The 14036-nt window shown below is 63.4% G+C and carries 14 protein-coding genes and 1 tRNA gene; 1 reads left to right on the forward strand and 14 read right to left on the reverse strand.

Features of this window, described 5'->3' with window-relative positions; all coding sequences use genetic code 11:
* The 9 genes from WDO72_19895 to WDO72_19935 form a co-directional block, all read right to left on the reverse strand.
* Window positions 1–642, reverse strand: coding sequence for a hypothetical protein (locus WDO72_19895; protein ID MEJ0087937.1), 642 nt, complete (start codon window positions 640–642; stop codon window positions 1–3).
* Window positions 639–890 (reverse strand): AlpA family phage regulatory protein, encoded by a 252-nt coding sequence (locus tag WDO72_19900; GenBank protein MEJ0087938.1) that lies wholly within the window; start codon window positions 888–890, stop codon window positions 639–641. Before WDO72_19900 ends, WDO72_19895 begins: the two co-directional genes overlap by 4 nt.
* The gene (locus WDO72_19905; GenBank protein MEJ0087939.1) at window positions 887–1309 is read right to left on the reverse strand and encodes a hypothetical protein; all 423 of its coding nucleotides are present in this window, start codon (window positions 1307–1309) and stop codon (window positions 887–889) included. Before WDO72_19905 ends, WDO72_19900 begins: the two co-directional genes overlap by 4 nt.
* A 117-nt stretch (window positions 1310–1426) precedes the next feature.
* Complete coding sequence (locus tag WDO72_19910; protein ID MEJ0087940.1) at window positions 1427–1915, reverse strand: hypothetical protein; 489 nt, start codon at window positions 1913–1915, stop codon at window positions 1427–1429.
* A gap of 3 nt (window positions 1916–1918) precedes the next feature.
* The gene (locus tag WDO72_19915) at window positions 1919–3106 is read right to left on the reverse strand and encodes an integrase arm-type DNA-binding domain-containing protein (protein MEJ0087941.1); all 1188 of its coding nucleotides are present in this window, start codon (window positions 3104–3106) and stop codon (window positions 1919–1921) included.
* Window positions 3107–3268: 162 nt separating this feature from the next.
* Window positions 3269–3344, reverse strand: a tRNA-Asn gene (locus WDO72_19920).
* 116 nt (window positions 3345–3460) lie between these two features.
* Window positions 3461–4780 carry a type II toxin-antitoxin system HipA family toxin gene (locus WDO72_19925; GenBank protein ID MEJ0087942.1) on the reverse strand — a complete coding sequence of 440 codons (1320 nt, stop codon included), beginning with the start codon at window positions 4778–4780 and terminating at the stop codon, window positions 3461–3463.
* A 2-nt stretch (window positions 4781–4782) separates the two neighbouring features.
* Window positions 4783–5025 carry a helix-turn-helix transcriptional regulator gene (locus tag WDO72_19930; GenBank protein ID MEJ0087943.1) on the reverse strand — a complete coding sequence of 81 codons (243 nt, stop codon included), beginning with the start codon at window positions 5023–5025 and terminating at the stop codon, window positions 4783–4785.
* 168 nt (window positions 5026–5193) lie between these two features.
* Entirely contained in the window at window positions 5194–5775 is a 582-nt protein-coding gene (locus tag WDO72_19935) for a hemerythrin domain-containing protein (GenBank protein MEJ0087944.1), read from the reverse strand.
* Window positions 5776–6014: 239 nt separating this feature from the next.
* On the opposite strand from WDO72_19935, the gene WDO72_19940 reads away from it, so the two are divergent.
* Window positions 6015–7034: an aldo/keto reductase gene (locus tag WDO72_19940; GenBank protein MEJ0087945.1), complete on the forward strand. Its 1020-nt coding sequence runs from the start codon at window positions 6015–6017 to the stop codon at window positions 7032–7034.
* A gap of 40 nt (window positions 7035–7074) precedes the next feature.
* On the opposite strand, the gene WDO72_19945 is transcribed toward WDO72_19940, so the two are convergent.
* The 5 genes from WDO72_19945 to WDO72_19965 form a co-directional block, all read right to left on the reverse strand.
* Window positions 7075–7290 carry a DUF6496 domain-containing protein gene (locus tag WDO72_19945; GenBank protein MEJ0087946.1) on the reverse strand — a complete coding sequence of 72 codons (216 nt, stop codon included), beginning with the start codon at window positions 7288–7290 and terminating at the stop codon, window positions 7075–7077.
* A 90-nt stretch (window positions 7291–7380) separates the two neighbouring features.
* Window positions 7381–8154, reverse strand: a complete 774-nt coding sequence (locus tag WDO72_19950) for an alpha/beta hydrolase (protein MEJ0087947.1) — start codon at window positions 8152–8154, stop codon at window positions 7381–7383.
* 115 nt (window positions 8155–8269) lie between these two features.
* Window positions 8270–10213 carry an alpha/beta fold hydrolase gene (locus tag WDO72_19955; protein MEJ0087948.1) on the reverse strand — a complete coding sequence of 648 codons (1944 nt, stop codon included), beginning with the start codon at window positions 10211–10213 and terminating at the stop codon, window positions 8270–8272.
* Window positions 10214–10389: 176 nt separating this feature from the next.
* Complete coding sequence (locus tag WDO72_19960; protein MEJ0087949.1) at window positions 10390–12363, reverse strand: S9 family peptidase; 1974 nt, start codon at window positions 12361–12363, stop codon at window positions 10390–10392.
* Between the two features lie 123 nt (window positions 12364–12486).
* On the reverse strand, window positions 12487–14016 hold the full coding sequence (locus WDO72_19965) for a sodium:proton antiporter (GenBank protein ID MEJ0087950.1): 1530 nt from the start codon (window positions 14014–14016) through the stop codon (window positions 12487–12489).
* Window positions 14017–14036: the final 20 nt, after the last annotated feature.

Genomic DNA, 14036 nt, shown 5'->3' on the forward strand with positions numbered 1-14036 from the left:
TCAGTAACTGTTGTCTGCGCCCGCCGTGTACCAAAACCAGAAAGCGGCTCTGAGGCCACGGTAGTCAATGACTGGCTCTACCGTTCCCGGCACCAGCACGGCCGTGCCGGTCGCCATGTCGGTCACTTCGGTCACCTCTGGCGGCCTACTCTTGGGGTTGCTCCCAAAGTACGGGCTCCTAACAAGCCACACAGAGACGCCTTCGAGGCCGCGCTTACCGGCCGCCATTTTCTTGAGCAGCCATTCCTGGTTAGCGTTCTCGTTGGGTCTCTTCCACTCCATGAGCAGCAACCGTGTCCCGTCTCTGGAAATGCTTCCCAGGTCCACGTCCATGAGCGGTGCCGTGTTTTGGTGGCGGGCACGCTTAAAGTGTCCGAGCGCAATGCGTCGCGGGTACGCTTCATTGAGCTGGCGGAGGTTTCCCAGCAGCTTGTCGAAGTCGTCCCCGAGGGCGGACGGACACTTCTCCCGCATGCGGGTAATGCGGCCCTGCACTGCCCTGTGGAGCCGGTTCATTTTCTCAATTGAGTGAAGCTTGTGGTCAATGAGGTCCTGTCGGTGCGCGACCGACCACAACTCCTGGTCGAGTACAGTGTTCTGCTCCTCCTCGTCCATGTCCACAAACGCCGTGGAAAGTCTCATTGGCCCTGCTCCTTGTTAGCCGACTGCAACCCGTCGAGCCAAACACGAATGGCCGAAGCTTTCCAGGCACTGGCACGCTTGCCAATTTTCACAGGAGCTGGGAACAGTCCCTCTGCAATGAGGCGGTACCGCTGGGACCTGGACAGCTTGGTCAAGGCCAGGACCTCAGGCTCTCTGAGTAGTTCGTCCAGGGGTGTGGAGGAGGCGGCCGTGGCCGGCCGCTCCTGGGTGGGGTTGTGGGTGCTCACTGCTTCGAGCCGTTGTAGGTCAGGTGCAGGGACACCGGCTCAACCAGGTCCTGCAACGTCATGAGGTTGACCTCACCCACGCCCACCTCGCCGCTGAGTTCGTAGCTCAGGACCTCGACCGCGCGGGCCACCTCGGCCTGCACGCTGGCGGGCAGCACGCTCTGGTAGAGACGGGCTTCCTCTACGAATGCAAGGAGAGCGTTGGCCTGGCTTTCGAGTTCGGTCAGGTTGTCGCGGTAGGTTTCAGCGGCGGCCTCGGCTGCCTTCTCTTCGGGTGTGCGGTCGTCAGGCTCCGCAGGGTGCAGCTCGTCACTCAGGGCACGAATGCGGGTGTGAAGGTCCGCCAGCTCGACAAGCTTCTCCCCACGGGCAAGCTCGGCTGGCGTGAGGTCGCGGACCTCGGTCTCGTTCGTCTGCATGGTCTAACTCCTAACAAAGGCGCGACATGCGCCGGTGAGAGGAATGGTGGAGCCTTTCGGCACGAACACGAGACCGCTTTGACAGAACGGCGGCAATGTGGCCGCGCAGAAATGCCGCTACTTTTTGCGCAGTCCAATTGCGAACGCAACGGCCTCGCGTTTGTCGGCGGGCACCAGCTCCACCATGTTCGCCATGTGCTCTGCCAGCTCCACGGGGTCCATGCGGTCTACCGCAGCAATGTAACGCCCCCGCATGCGAGTGAGCCCGGCGCGACCTCGCGGGACCTTCCAGCCGGTGAGTGTCGCCAGTTTCTTCGCCCACCATGCAGGGGACTTCTTGGCCTGCTGGGCTGGCGGCTGTGCCAGTTCGTACAGGTACGCGAGCTGCACAAAGCGGTGGTCGCGGAGCATGGCCGTGGGCGGCCGTCCCAGCTTCGCGGGGTCATGTAGCAAGTCAGCAAATGAGTCGAGGGCGAGAATGACCGCGCACTGGTCCGTGTCGCCAATGTTGCCACTCGCCACCACGCGGGACAGCCGGCGCAGGTTCTTAATGCGCGTCAGTAGTTGGGGCGGCAACGGGCCAGGGCGTTTCTGTTTAGCTGCCATGTCCTACTTCTCCTCTGGCTTCATTGCCCGCAGCTTGTCGAGGTAGTTGCTCCACTCCTGCATTAGCTTCTTGCGTTCGGGCAGGCGTTCGGCCGCGTTGTAGGCGGCCTTCACTTTGTTAGGCTCCTTGTGGGCCATGCACAGTTCAATGACTGCCGTGTCCTTTCCAAGCTCGTGAAGCAACGTCGAGGCCATGCTACGGAAACCGTGGGCCGTCATTTGGTCGCCGCTGTAGCCAAGGCGGCGCAGGGCGGCACCCAGCGTGTTCTCACTCAGGTAGCGGTTGGAGTTGCCGAAAGCGGGGAACACGAAACGCCTGCGGCCGGTGTGTGCCCGCAGTTCCGTGAGCAGCTTCACCACCTGCTTACTCAGCGGTACCAAGTGTTCCCGCCGCAGCTTGGTGCGGGCCGCAGGAATGCGCCACTGTTTGGCCTTCTCGTCAAACTCGGTCCACTCGGCGGCCCGTAGTTCACCGGGTCTAACAAACAAGTGCGGCGCCAGTTTGAGGGCGTAGCACACGGTGGGCTCACCGTCGTAGCCGTCGAGGGCGCGGAGCAGGGCACCGACTGCCCGTGGCTCTTTAACGGAGGCGTGGTGAGTGACTACGGTAGGCGCGAGAGCGCCGCGAAGGTCGGCCGCTGGGTCTCGTGTGCAGCCGCCCAGGTTGTCAGCGGCGACCGCGTAGCGGAACACCTGACTTGCACGGGAGCGAATGCGGTGGGCTGTCTCGTTTGCGCCGCTGGTCTCGGCACTGCGAACAATGCCCAGCAGCTCCCGCGTCGTTACGTCTTTCACCGGGCGAGAGCCAATGGCAGGGTAAAGCCATGTGTCGAACAGCCAGCGTGCCTTACCCAGCGTGGCGGGGGAGAACGCTTGCTTGCCCAGCCATTCCTCACCCACGTCCTTGAAGGTCACGGTCCTGTCGGCCTTCGCGGTCGCGCGCTCCGCGCCCGGGTCCTTGCCGTCGAGTAGCAGTTTTCTTGCAGCGTCGCGCTTCTCGCGCGCCTCGGCCAGCGGCACCAATTCGAGCGGGCCGAATGACAGGAGTTTTTCTCGGCCCTGCACTTTGTACTTACAACGCCAGTGGCGGCCACCAGTCGGTGTGACCTGCAAGTACAGGCCGTGACCGTCGTACAGCTTGTAAGGCTTCTCGCGTGGCCGTGCGGCCTGAATTTCCTTCACCGTGAGCATTGGGGTACCGTGCCACCTGGGCTTGTCAAAGTACCCCGCTTTTACCCCACCTTGGCACGGGCTGTACAGGGACGGGGCGGTACCGGCTGCTACCCTGTTCCGTGTTAATTCAAGCGGTTAGGTACGGCCTGGAACGGTGTGGAACGGGTTGGGAAGGGTTAGTGGCTCCCTGGGTTGGACTCGAACCAACGACCAACGGATTAACAGTCCGACGCTCTACCGACTGAGCTACCAGGGAACCGAGAACCAAGCGGGCGCGCATTCTCTTGTACGGCCCCGCTGGCGTCAAGCAAACCCACTAAATCAGCGACTTGCGTTCGGAAGACCTACCCCGAACCCTGGCAGGGAATTGCCTCACCCCGCGAGCAATTGCGCAGATTTCCGCATCCCGTCGAGCACCCGATCCAGCATTTGCTGGGGAAAACCGCGCGGCAAGGCATGCGCAGCCGCTTCGATGGCCGCAGGCGTCCGGGCGACCATCTCATCAATGATCTTTCCCGCCTCCGCAACACCCATTCGCTTCGCAAGTACCTCGAAATGCCGCCTTTGAATGCTTTTGAGCAAGTAATGCGGACGCTGGCCTGGCAGGGCCATCGCCAGCTTCACCTTTTCGAGCGGCACTTCGCTCGCCTTCTTGCCGATGATGGGCCAGGCGGACAACACGTCATACAGCGGGGTGAGCTGGAAGCGCCCGCCGGCCAGGATGCGAATGCTGAAATTCTTCGCATGCCCATCCGTCGCGGCTAACAAGTAGAACACGAGCTGCGCGCGGAACAGCGTCTCGAGATCGCGCTGCGCTTCCACGGAGCCGCGCAGGATCCGCGCGATTTCCGGCAGGCCGGGGCCGCCGTCGGACTGATACTTGCGATGCCACGGCGTACCGGTCGCCTGCGCGAAATCCTCCTGCATCAACCGCAGCCAGTACTTGCCGGAAGAGTGCAGTGCCCGATCGAAGCGTTCCACGACCAGCGCTTTCTGCACGCCGAACTCTCCGATCTCGCACGGCGCCACAGGGATTCCGAACGCCGCGACGATACGCGCACACAGCCACTCGTTCTCGACCGACGTGCGCATGTCGGCCTGCCGGTTGCCCACGAGGCCGAGCGGTAGTTTGAAGATGTGCGTGGTCGGCGTGGAGCCGATGGGGCGGCACCAGCGGCCCTTGTGCCGCAGCAGCGCGGTTTTCTCCTGCGCGCCGGCGATGGAGATGCGGAATTCGCCCGCGTCATAGCCCGCGACATTGACGGCAGTCACGCTGAGCAGCTCCCGTGCGATTTCCGCTTCGGAGAGCGGCGTAGCCGCAATCTCATGCAGCCCCGTGGGTTGTTCATCAACGGGTAACAGCTGCACGGCGCCCACGCAATCGCGGCCGATGGCGGCGAGCAAGTCGAACGCGCCGCGCGACTGCGCGTGAAATCTATCCTGCAGCCGGCGCCGGATGGCTTCGCTGTCCGGCAGCAGGTTGTCGAAGTACGCCTCGACGGCGCCGCCCTTGTGCAGCGCATGGCCGAGAGTCAGTGGCAGCGACAACGACAAGGGTCGCGACTCGGCCGCCGCGAGCCAGGCATCCTCGTACGCGAGCTCCATCGCGCCGCGCGTGGGCAAACGCCACGTACCAACGCGCACGCCGTTCGCCCACAGCGCCAGCTCGCGCGATCGCGCGGCACGCGCCATGGCTACCACTCAGCCTTGTTGGCGGGAGAGGGCGCGCGTTGCGCGATCGACATCTCGAGGCCGAGGACATTGAGCAGCGCGAGCAATTGCTCCGTCGTCATCGTCTCGGGGCGCGACTCGAGCTCGGACAGCCGGTTCTGCGATAGTCCCAGTCGTCCGGCGACTTCGGTCTGCGAGAGAGCTAGCTCTTTCCGGCGCGCCGCAAGCGTGGCGCCGATCTGATTGGCATGAGTTACGGGTTTCATGGCGAGTATCGGTAATAGCGATACCCGCAGTATATCGGCAATGCCGATAATATCAATATATCGCTATTGGCGATATTAAGCGTCCACAGCCCACTCTTATATATGCGCCGGGACGCAGCCCCGGTCCGGCGGGGTGCGCGCGAGCTTCGCGCGCACCCGCCCGATCAGCTAACGCTTCGACGCGCGAACCTGCGTCCGTTCCTTCGAGCCTCGACCGCCCTTCGGCGATTCGTCGCCCTCGTCATCTTCGCCGCTCCCGGCCTTGCCGCCTTCGAGCTCGGCTTTGCGCGTGGCTAGCTGCTCGCCCAGCGCAACGAGATCCAGATCCGAACCCCGCGCCTCGGCAAACATGCCGCCGGGCTGCTCCTCTTCCTTCACGTGATGCTTGATCATCTCGGACAGCACTTTGACCTTGGAGCCGAAGTACTCGTCGTCCGGACCCGAAGCCTCGATCTCGGCGATCAGCCGCTTCGCGGCCTCATGCTCGATCTCGGCCTCGTGGTGCAGATCCTTGTCGTCCGTTGCCTCGAGAAACGCGGGATAGAAGATCTCTTCCTCGATCGTCGTATGCACGGTGAGTGCATCGCAGATCTTCGTGGCGAGATCCTGCTTGCGATCGGCACTGTTCGTTTTCTCGAACTGCTCGAACCATTCCTCGACCTGGCGGTGATCCGCCTTCAGCAATGCGATGGCGTCCTTCTTGCCGCCGTTGCTTCCCTTGCTGCGGGACTTTCCTTTTGCTCGTGTCATGTCGCGGTCTCCGGTTGGTGGGGCGGGGTGATGAGGCGGCATGGTGATCGCGCACGTTTTCGCCCGATACGGAGATTCACGGTGAATTCGCGTCAGGCATGCCTCACAACCAATGCGAGCGATTCTCAACCCCCGCGCTTTGCAAAATCTGCACGCGCGAACCCGCCGTCGAAACCGACGCTCCGCTTCAACGGCAAAGACCTACGACGGTGTGCGTACGTCCATGTCAATCTATCCACATGAACCCGCCGAATCAGGCTGTGTCCACGGTCCGGCTTGGGAGCACAGGCCCGCAGGTGTTCCCGATCGCGCTCGGATGCATGGGCATGTCGGGCATGTACGGTCCGGCGGACGAGGCGGAAAGCATCGCCACGATCCACGCTGCGCTCGACCTCGGCATCAACGTGCTCGACACCGGCGATTTCTACGGCCAGGGCCACAACGAAATGCTCATCGGCCGTGCCATCGCGGACCGGCGCAATCGCGCGCTGTTGTCGGTGAAGTTCGGTGCGCTGCGCGGACCGGACGGAAGCTGGGGCGGCATGGATACGCGCCCCGTGGCGATCAAGAATTTCCTGAGCTACACGTTGACACGGCTCGGCGTGGATCACGTCGACATCTATCGCCCGGCGCGACTCGATCCGAACGTGCCGATTGAAGACACGGTTGGTGCGATTGCCGACTTGAAGAAGGCCGGTTACGTGCGGTTCATCGGCTTGTCGGAAGTAGGTGCGGAGACGCTGCGGCGCGCGCAGGCGGTGCATCCGATTGTGGATCTGCAGATCGAATATTCGCTGGTGAGCCGCGGGCCGGAAGACAAGATCATCCCGGTGCTGCGCGAACTCGGCATCGCCATGACGGCGTACGGCGTGTTGTCGCGCGGGTTGTTAGCGGGTTCGCGTCCGACGGCGCCCGGCGATTTCCGCGCCTATCTGCCGCGTTTCGCCGGAGACAACGGCGCGAAGAACCAGCGCCTGGCGGATGCCCTGGCACGGGCCGCGCAGGAGCGCGGCGTTTCGCCGGTAGCGCTGGCCATCGCGTGGGTGATATCGAAAGGCAAGGACATCATCCCGGTGATCGGCGCACGCACGCGCAAGCAGCTGGCGGAGATTCCCGCGGCGCTGGGGATGCGGCTCACGGTCGATGAGCTCAATCGCATCGAAGCGGCGGTGCCGGTCGCGGCCGTGGCCGGGCCACGCTACCAGGAAGAGCAGATGAAACACCTGGATAGCGAGCTCGGGCCGTTGAAACCGCAGTAGCGTCCTGACCTGCACACCGCCGGTGGCCCTCGCCAATCGATCACTTCTTCTTCGCGCGCGTCGTGCGGCGGCGACCGCTGGACCTGGACGGCACCTTGCCACCCGCGCGCCGCGCCTCGGACAGGCCGATCGCGATGGCCTGCTTGCGGCTCGTCACCTTCTTGCCGGATCCGCCGCTGCGCAGCGTGCCCGCCTTGCGTTCGTGCATCGCGCGTTTGACCTTGCTCTGCGCCTTCTTTCCATATCGGCTGGCCATGATTCACCCTCTATCCACTGGAAGGATCTCGAGGATGCACCGTAAGCACAGTGGCGCGTGTAGGTCCGCGCCCCAGACAATTGTGCGACTTTACTTCGCGGCGGCGGCGCGCTCGATGATGGCGGCGACTGTTTTCGGATTCGTGACCATCACCACGTGCGACGCGCCTTTGACGACGACCGTCTCTTTCGACTTCGCGCGTTCGGCCATGAAGCCCAGGGCTTGCGCAGGGATGTTCAGATCCTTTTCGCCGTACACGAACCACGACGGGATCGTCTTCCAGGCGGGCTCGCCGGCCGCTTCGCCGAGCGCGGCTTCGGCCACGGGCCGCTGCGAGACGGCCATGGCGACTGCTTCGTCGAGCGGAACGTCCGCGGCAAATTGCGCGTGGAATTTATCCTGTTGAATGTAGAGGTCCTTGTTGCCGTCCGCGAGTTTCACCGGTGCTCCGAGCGTCGGCCCGAGCGTGCTGCCGGGGAATTTGCCTGACAGCGACAGAGCGGTGTCGCCGGCTTCCGGCGCAAACGCCCCGACGTAGACCAGCGCCTTCACCTTGTCATTGCCATTGCCCGCGGCGCTGATGACCATGCCGCCGTACGAATGGCCGACCAGCACGATGGGCGCCGGCAAACTCGCGAGCAGATCGCTGACGTACTGCGCGTCGCTGCGAACGCCGCGCAGCGGCACGGCGACGGCGATTGCGCCGTAGCCATCTTTCTTCAGGATCTTGGCGACGCCGTTCCACGATGCGCCATCGGCGAACGCGCCGTGCACGAGGACCACCGTCGCTTTGACGGGAGCTGGCTGCGCGGTGGGCGCAATCAGCGCCGCGGCGATGAGCAATGTGGCTGCAAGATATTTCATGGCTGGTTTCTCTTCGAAGTTGAGGTGCGACTGGGGATGAGGCGCCATCAGAACAGATGCGCACGCGAGCCGCGATTAGACGAAGGTTTAGGTAGGAATGGGGGTCTGGCCCCAATTACCCGATGTTCTTTTTCAGGAACTCGAGCATCGCGCTGTATACATCGGCGCGGTTGTTCTGATTGACGATGCCGTGTTCTTCGCCCATCTCGCTGATCCACACCGGCTTGTTGCCAGCCTTCCTGAGCGCGTCGCGCATGCGTTTCGCATGTTCGAACGGCGCGCGCCGGTCTTCCTTGCCATGGATCAGCATGACCGCGGCCTTGATCTTGTCGGCGTTGTATACCGGCGAACGTTTTCGCAAATCTTCCATGTTGGTTCCGAGCGCCTGACGCAGATAGATCATTCCACTCGCGCGCGAGCGGATGTCGCCTTTCTCGAACAGCAGCGGCAAGTCGTACACGCCCGACATTCCGATCGCGCACTTGAACAGATCCGGCTCGCGATACGCGCCGGCCAGGGCCGCATACGCGCCATAACTCGCCCCGTAGATGCACACGCGCTGCGGATCGGCGGTGCCCTGTTCGACGGCCCATTGGACCGCGTCGGTGACGTCGTTCTGCATCTCGCGGCCCCAGCGCCGGTAACCCGCGAAAGTGAACTCGCGGCCGCGGCCGCCAGAGCCGCGGAAGTTGACCTGCAGCACGGCATATCCGCGCGAGGCGAACAGCTGCACCTCACCGTCGAAGTCGTAGCGGTCGAAGCTGCCGTGCGGGCCGCCGTGCACGAGGACGACCATCGGCAGGTTCTTGCCCGTGCCGCTGCGCGGAGTGGTGAGGTAGCCGCGTATTTTCATGCCGTCCCGAACCTCGATTTCGAAGGGCTCGGTCGGGGATAGATCTGCTTCCTTGAGCGCGGGCCGGCCCGGATGTTCTTGCAGGATATTGAGGTTCTTCACATCCACGAGCAGAAAAACCGGCGGCATCTGCGGCGCGCTCACCTGGGCGACCGCCAGCGACATGTCGCGTGTCTGGCTGGTAAACGTGACATTGGCGTTCTTGTAGATAGATCGCAGCATCCGGTGCGCGCGCGCCAGCGGATGCTCCTGATCGGGGTACCAATACCCCGGGTAATGATCGTCGTAGCCGTACAGCCAGACGCGCCGTTCGGAATCCGTTCCCTCCACACGCGCATCCGAAATCGCACTGTGGAACAGCACCCGCTGCTCTTGCGTGGTGGGGTTCCAGACGATCACCGAAGACGTGGAGGTTCGCACGTCGTTGAGCGCGAGGAATTCGCCGGGAGTGTCGGCTTCGGCGAACGGCTTGACGAACGTGGCCGGTTCTTCGCTGGTGGCCATCAGCTTCCAGCCCTTGTCGGCCGGCTGGAAGGCGTGCACTTCGACTTCGCCCGCCGCGGTCTCACCGGTGACGAACAGGGGCTGGTGATTCCTGTCGGTGACGTAGTCGGCGAGCCTCACGGGTGAGCCGGCGAGCCGCGAGACTCTGCCGGTACGCATGTTCAGCCGCTGCAGGGAGCTCGAATCCGTCGTCGTTTCGTAACTGCGCGTCTGAATGAGCGCGGACCCGTCGAGCGGAATGTCGACGATTTCGGCCCAGACGTTCATCGACTCGCGTTGCTTGATCAGGTGGCCCACCTGGTCCCTGCCGGCGCGAATGCCGAACAGGATATCGAGCTTCGTGCCGCCGACATCGAATGCCATGATTTCGCCGGTCGGCACCTTGAACACGCGGTATCCGGGGATCCGGCGGGCAGGCTGGATCACCAGACGGTCTTCGGTCGCCCAGTCGAAGCGATCGATTTCCAGCATGTAACCCATGGACGTCTCGGCGGTCACCGAGAAATCCGGGTAGTTGACGACCGTCATCGATTCGGACTTGTCCGAACGTTTCGAGTACGCGATATGCGTTCCGTCCGGGGAGATCTTCATCGATTCGATGTCGGGGTAGTTGATGTATGCCGACACCGGCGGCACGGTGCAAAACGCGCTCGCCGGAAGAACCGCGATCAGGATCAGCAGGCATGGGCGAAGGAGATTCATCTCTGGCGCTCCCGGACTCGACGGACCGATTCTGCCAGACGGCACGGCCGCGTGAACTGCGAACCCGCGTCGGCTAGCGCGCAGATCGAGTCGGGTCAGCGTATTTTCCCGGGCAGGTGTGTGCCGGTTCGTGGATCTACTTGGGGCCGCGCCGCGCAGCGTGCCGGAGTTGCCTGCTAATTCGACGCAGGCACCACGTTTCCGGCGCCGATGTTGCTCGCGAAGAACGCCAGCATGCGGTCGTAAAGCTGTACGCGGTGTTCTTCGCTGCCGACGCCATGCGCCTCGCCGCCCTGGCTGATCCATTCTGGCTTGTTGCCGGCTTTCTCGAGCGCTTCACGCATGCGCTTGGCGTGCTCGAACGGCGCACGTATGTCTTCCGTACCGTGCACGAGCAGGATTTTCGCCTTGATCTTGTCCGCGTTGTACACGGGCGAGCGCTGCTTCATGTCGTTCACGTCGGTGCCGATGGCTTCCCGCATGTATCGCTGGCCGCTCTCGCGTTCCTGGACGTCGCCCTTCTCGAACATCAGTGGCAGGTCGTAGACGCCAGCCACGCCCACCGCGCACTTGAACAGGTCGGGTTCGCGATAGGCGCCGGTCAACGCGGCGTAGGCGCCGTAACTCGCGCCATACGCGCAGATGCGGCCTCGGTCCGCGATGCCTGACGCGATGGCCCATTTGACGGCGTCGGTCACGTCGTCCTGCATTTCGCGGCCCCACTTGCCATAGCCGGCGAAGATGAAGTCGCGCCCGCGGCCGTCGGAGCCACGGAAATTCAGCTGCATCACCGCATAGCCGCGGGACGCCAGCAACTGCACTTCGGAGTCGAAGCCGTACGAGTCATGGGACTGTGGGCCCCCGTGGAGAAACACGATCATCGGCAGGTTCTTCTGCGCGACGCCATTCGGAGTAGTGAGATAGCCACGGATTTTCATGCCGTCCCGCACCGTCACCTCGAACGGGTCGGTGGGCGAGAGGTCTTCCTTCTTGAGCCCCGGATACGCCGGCAGCTTCTGCAGCAGCTTCAGATTCTTCACGTCGACCAGGTAGAACGTGGGTGGAATCCGCGGTGCACTGATGAGGGCCACGGCGAGTGCCATGTCGCGCGTCGTGCTCGTGATCGAGATGTTGGCGTCCTTGAAGCCGGCGCGCAGCGAGCGATGGACTTTCGCGAGTGGATGCTCCGGGTCCGGATACAGGTATTCACGATAGTTGTCTTCGTACCCGTACAGATAGACCTTGTCGTCCGGATCGACGCCTTCGACACTGATGTCCGAGATGTCCTTGTGGAATAACGGCTGCCGGTTTCTCGTGGTGGGATTCCAGACGATGATCGATTTCGTCAAAGTAGTCTGGTTGTCGAACGCGAGAAACTCTTCCGGGTTGGTGGTGACTGCGAACGGCTCGATCTGGCCCTTGCCGTCAATGCTCTTCTCGACGAATTCCCAGCCTTTGTCCTCAGGCCTGAAGCGGTAGATCGAGTAGTCCCCGCGCTCATCGTCGCCCGTGAGGAACACCGGCTGGTTGTTGGCATCGATGAGGTAGTAAGGATTGCGGATCGGCGAGCCGGCGATTCTTGCCAGTGATCCGTTGCGCACGTTCATGCGCATCAGGGAGCTGGAGTTGGTCTTCCGGTCGTAGCTGCCGGTGCGGATCAGCACCGCGTCCGTCTCGGGCGGCAGGATCTTGACGATCTCCGCCCACGCGTCCGTGGCACGGCGCGCCTGGATGATGGTGCCCGTCGCGGCGGAGCCGGCGCGGTAGCCAAACAACATGTCGGACCGCTTGCCGATCACGTCGACGCCGATGATTTCACCGGTGCGCACCTTGTACGCCCGGTAGCCGATGAAACGCCGCGCCGGTTGGATGAGCAGGCGCGAGTCGCTGGTCCAGTCAAACGTGTCGATGTCGATCTGGTCGCCGAAGTGGGAGCTGGTCTGGACGGCGAGGTCGGGATACCGCAGCACCGACAGCAGCTCGAATTCCTCCGAGCGTTTCGTCACGGCCAGGAATTTTCCTCCCGGCGAGATCTTCACGTCCTGGATCTGCGGATAGGCAGTGAACGCAGAGACAGGAGGTGCCGAGGTCGCGGTGCTGCAGAGCGAGGCTGTTGCCACGGTCAGAAGGAACGGACGCAGAAATTTCATCGAAGCTGCTCCCAGCCATGAAGGCTCATCGATTTTCCAGAAGGTCTGTCGCGCACCATTGATCAGTGTCACGACTCCCGGAATCGTGACATTTGATTGTTCACCAGGCTACGCAGGCGCGCATCACCGCACATTGACTTCCGCCCAATCCAACCGCTCCTCGACTCGATGAAACGCATCGTCCCCGATCTCCGCCGTGGCGCGCATCCTCACCAGGGCTTCGCGCTGGGCCGCGACGATTCGCGCGCGCAGCTGGTTCCGGACCGTCCGCCCGGTTTCCGTCGGCTCGCCATCTTCTCCAACGGCCGACGTCGCGAACTCCTCGCGCAGGATCTCCGCAACCTCCGTCCCATCCCCATCGAGGATCTCGTTCGCCACCCGCGAAAGGCGTTCCTTGGCCGCGCGGATTTCGTCATCGACGGTGCTGTCGGCGCGCAGACGCATCGCGAGGATCAGCGGCCGCAGCGTGAGCCCCTGCAGGATCAAGGTGCCGACCACGACGCTGAACGCACACAGCAGGATCAGGTTGCGGTACGGAAAATGCGCCGGCAACGCGTACGCCGCCGCGAGTGTCACGATGCCGCGCATGCCGCACCAGCTCACCACCACGCTGGCGTTGAGCCGGGGCGGCATCGGGCCGGGCCATCTACCCGCGCCGAACCACTTGAGTTTCAGATACGCGACGCGGTTGTACGTCATCACCCACGCAAACCGCACGAACACCACCATGCCGAGCACGGCGGCCGCGACCCGCAGGTAGTGATGCCGTTCGTCGGATTCGAGGTCGCCGAGGATCGGACGCAGCTGCAGTCCGATCAGCATGAACGCCAGCACGTTCAACACGAACACCACGGTCTCCCACACGGCGTACGAGGGCAGGCGTATGCGCGCGGATTGTTTGCCGCCGCCGATGCGTGAAATGGTGATCGCGTAGGTCACGAGGGTGACGATGGCGGAAAGGCCCGCTTCGTCCGCGAGGATCCACACGCCGAACGTGGTGACGAACTGCAATACGATCGAACTCGGCACGTCGGTCAGGGCGCCCATGAGCCGCAAGGCGACTTGCGCGAGCAGATAGCCCACCACCACGCTCGCCAACATCGCCAACGCCTCGGGCGCGATGCTGCCGGTCGTCAGCGTGCCGCCCATGGCGGCGCCGACGGCGATGCGATAGACGAGCAACGCGGTGGCGTCATTGAGCAGACTCTCGCCCTCTAGGATGACGAGCATGCGATGCGGAAGGCGTAGGTGGCGCAACACGGCCGACGCCGCTGCCGCATCGGGCGGCGCCACGATGGCGCCGAGCGCGATGGCCGCAGCCCACGGAATGCCGGGCACCATCCAGTGCACCAGCCATGCCACGGAGGCGGTGGTGATGCCGACGGCGATGACGACCAGGCTGAGCACCGGCACCCAGTTGCGCTTGAGGTCGCGTAACGAGGTGTCGTACGCCGCATCGAGCAGTACCGGCGCCACGAACAAGGCCAGCGTGAGCTGCGGATCGAGCGTGAACGCCGGCGCGTTCGGAATGAAGGCGAGGGCGGTGCCGCCGAGTGCGATCAACGAGGGGTAGGGCAGGTTCAGCCGGCGTGCGATTGCCGTCAGCACGACGGCGCTCACCAGCAGGACGAGGATCCATTGGAAAAGCAGCATGCCGGGATTCTAACCGCCGG

The sequence above is a fragment of the Pseudomonadota bacterium genome (assembly GCA_037200975.1).
Lineage (GTDB): Bacteria > Pseudomonadota > Gammaproteobacteria > Steroidobacterales > Steroidobacteraceae > CADEED01.

Coding starts and splice junctions, on each gene's coding strand:
- WDO72_19895 (MEJ0087937.1), bottom strand. CDS start 642: ATGAGACTTTCCACGGCGTTTGTGGACATGGACGAGGAGGAGCAGAAC.
- WDO72_19905 (MEJ0087939.1), bottom strand. CDS start 1,309: ATGCAGACGAACGAGACCGAGGTCCGCGACCTCACGCCAGCCGAGCTT.
- WDO72_19910 (MEJ0087940.1), bottom strand. CDS start 1,915: ATGGCAGCTAAACAGAAACGCCCTGGCCCGTTGCCGCCCCAACTACTG.
- WDO72_19915 (MEJ0087941.1), bottom strand. CDS start 3,106: ATGCTCACGGTGAAGGAAATTCAGGCCGCACGGCCACGCGAGAAGCCT.
- WDO72_19925 (MEJ0087942.1), bottom strand. CDS start 4,780: ATGGCGCGTGCCGCGCGATCGCGCGAGCTGGCGCTGTGGGCGAACGGC.
- WDO72_19930 (MEJ0087943.1), bottom strand. CDS start 5,025: ATGAAACCCGTAACTCATGCCAATCAGATCGGCGCCACGCTTGCGGCG.
- WDO72_19935 (MEJ0087944.1), bottom strand. CDS start 5,775: ATGACACGAGCAAAAGGAAAGTCCCGCAGCAAGGGAAGCAACGGCGGC.
- WDO72_19940 (MEJ0087945.1), top strand. CDS start 6,015: ATGAACCCGCCGAATCAGGCTGTGTCCACGGTCCGGCTTGGGAGCACA.
- WDO72_19945 (MEJ0087946.1), bottom strand. CDS start 7,290: ATGGCCAGCCGATATGGAAAGAAGGCGCAGAGCAAGGTCAAACGCGCG.
- WDO72_19950 (MEJ0087947.1), bottom strand. CDS start 8,154: ATGAAATATCTTGCAGCCACATTGCTCATCGCCGCGGCGCTGATTGCG.
- WDO72_19955 (MEJ0087948.1), bottom strand. CDS start 10,213: ATGAATCTCCTTCGCCCATGCCTGCTGATCCTGATCGCGGTTCTTCCG.
- WDO72_19960 (MEJ0087949.1), bottom strand. CDS start 12,363: ATGAAATTTCTGCGTCCGTTCCTTCTGACCGTGGCAACAGCCTCGCTC.
- WDO72_19965 (MEJ0087950.1), bottom strand. CDS start 14,016: ATGCTGCTTTTCCAATGGATCCTCGTCCTGCTGGTGAGCGCCGTCGTG.